The sequence below is a fragment of the Desulfofundulus sp. genome (assembly GCF_049701015.1).
GTDB lineage: Bacteria > Bacillota > Desulfotomaculia > Desulfotomaculales > Desulfovirgulaceae > Desulfofundulus.
In genome coordinates this window covers 1-1,982 of record NZ_JBNATZ010000358.1, presented here as the reverse complement: position 1 = coordinate 1,982, position 1,982 = coordinate 1, and the positions used below count along the sequence as shown (strand labels likewise).

2 protein-coding genes are annotated in these 1,982 nt (G+C 54.0%); both read left to right on the top strand.

The window, feature by feature from the left end:
* A partial coding sequence (locus ACPLUI_RS14340) for a DUF362 domain-containing protein (protein WP_424660922.1) occupies positions 1 to 910 on the top strand: 910 nt, incomplete at its 5' end.
* 150 nt (positions 911 to 1,060) lie between these two features.
* A complete protein-coding gene (gene xerD, locus ACPLUI_RS14335; protein WP_424660921.1) occupies positions 1,061 to 1,957 on the top strand; it encodes a site-specific tyrosine recombinase XerD in 897 nt (298 codons plus the stop codon).
* Positions 1,958 to 1,982: the final 25 nt, after the last annotated feature.

The window sequence follows — 1,982 nt, the reverse complement described above, 5'->3', positions numbered from 1 at the left end:
CAAGGTTAAAGAACTGGGTGGCAAACCCTTTCTTACGGATGCCAATACCCTTTATGTGGGGGGCCGTTCCAACGCGGTGGATCACCTGCAAACCGCTATTGAAAACGGTTTTGCCTACGCTGTAGTTGATGCTCCCTTAATTATTGCCGATGGGCTAACGGGCAAGGACTATATTAATGTGCCCGTCAACCTGAAACATTTTAGCGAGGTAAAGATTGGCAGCGCGCTTGTACACGCCGATGCCCTGCTGGTGATCAGTCATTTTAAAGGCCATGAACTGACAGGTTTTGGCGGTGCCCTCAAGAACATCGGTATGGGGTCGGGTTCCCGTAGCGGGAAGCAAATGATGCACTCCGACGTGCTGCCTGCGGTGAGAGCTGATAAATGTGAGGGGTGCGCCCGCTGTACCCGCTGGTGTCCGGCTGGAGCAATTGTCCTGTCCAGGGAAACTAAAAAAGCGGCCATCGATCATGAAAAGTGTATTGGCTGTGGCGAATGTACGGTCACCTGCCCGGCGGGTGCCATAGATATCAACTGGAAAACGGAACCGGAAGCCATCCAGGAAAAAATTGTAGAGTACGCGGCCGGGGTGCTCCAGAACAAGAAGGGTAAAGCCGGGTTCATCAATTTTGTGACCAATGTTTCTCCGGAATGCGACTGCGCCAGCTGGACGGACGCTCCCGTGGTGCGGGATATCGGCATCCTGGCTTCCCTGGACCCGGTGGCCCTGGATCAGGCCTGTGCCGACCTGGTAAACGGAGAAAAGGTCTTACCGGGTTGCCGTCTGGAAGGGCGGGAAGTGCGGGACATATTCCGTGCCCTGTGGCCCCGGGCCGTTTGGGAGCGCCAGTTGACCTACGGGGAAGAAATCGGTCTGGGTACCCGGCAGTATGAACTGGTGAAAATATAAGTTCTTACCGGAGGGTAAAAAAGGATTCCGGTTCTGGCCGGAGTCCTTTTTATGTGGCAACTACTGGTAAGAAAAAGATGGTCATAAGCAGGATTGGTGAATTTACTGTGGAATACCAAGGGTAATAATGTCCAACGGGGGCGATGTGCCTTGCAGGATTTAATAAGCAGTTTTATTCATTACCTGGCGGTGGAAAAAGGGCTGGCCCGGAACACCACGTCCTCCTACCAGCTTGATTTGAACCAGTACCGGGTTTTTTGTCATTCCCAGCAGCTGGACCCCCTGGGGGAAGGGCGCGGTGCCGTAATGGCTTATCTCCTCAAGTTAAAAAAAGACGGGCGGGCTCCGGCCACCGTTTCCAGGCATCTCGCGGCTTTAAAATCTTTCTATCGTTTTCTGGTTCAAGAAGGGATCATTTTTAACGACCCTACCGCGAACCTGGAATCACCACGCCTCGCCCAGCGGTTGCCGAGAGTGTTGACCACGGAGGAAGTAGACAGGCTCCTGGCTCAACCCCGTACCTCCTCGGCCACCGGGCTGCGGGACAAGGCCATGCTGGAGCTACTTTACGCCACCGGTTTGCGGGTAAGTGAACTCGTTTCACTGGACCTGGCCGATGTCAATCTGGAACATGGTTTTGTACGTTGCTTTGGGAAAGGGTCCAAAGAAAGGATTATACCACTGGGTTCTGTGGCCGCCTTTTATGTGTCCGAATACCTCGCCCGGGCCCGAGTTAAACTAACCAGAGGCACCAGCACCCCCGCTCTGTTTGTCAATCAACAAGGCAGCCGCCTTACCCGGCAGGGATTCTGGAAGATCATTAAAAAATACGCCCGCCAGGGGCGGATTAACAAGGTAATAACCCCCCACGTTTTGCGCCATTCCTTTGCCACCCACCTGCTGGAAAACGGTGCTGACCTGCGCTCCGTTCAGGAATTGCTCGGTCACGCTGATATTGCTACCACACAGATCTATACCCATTTAACCCGCACCAGGTTGCGGGAAATTTACGACCGTACCCATCCACGGGCACAGGTGGATCGGTGATAAGGAGTTGATCTTGCTTGGCCGC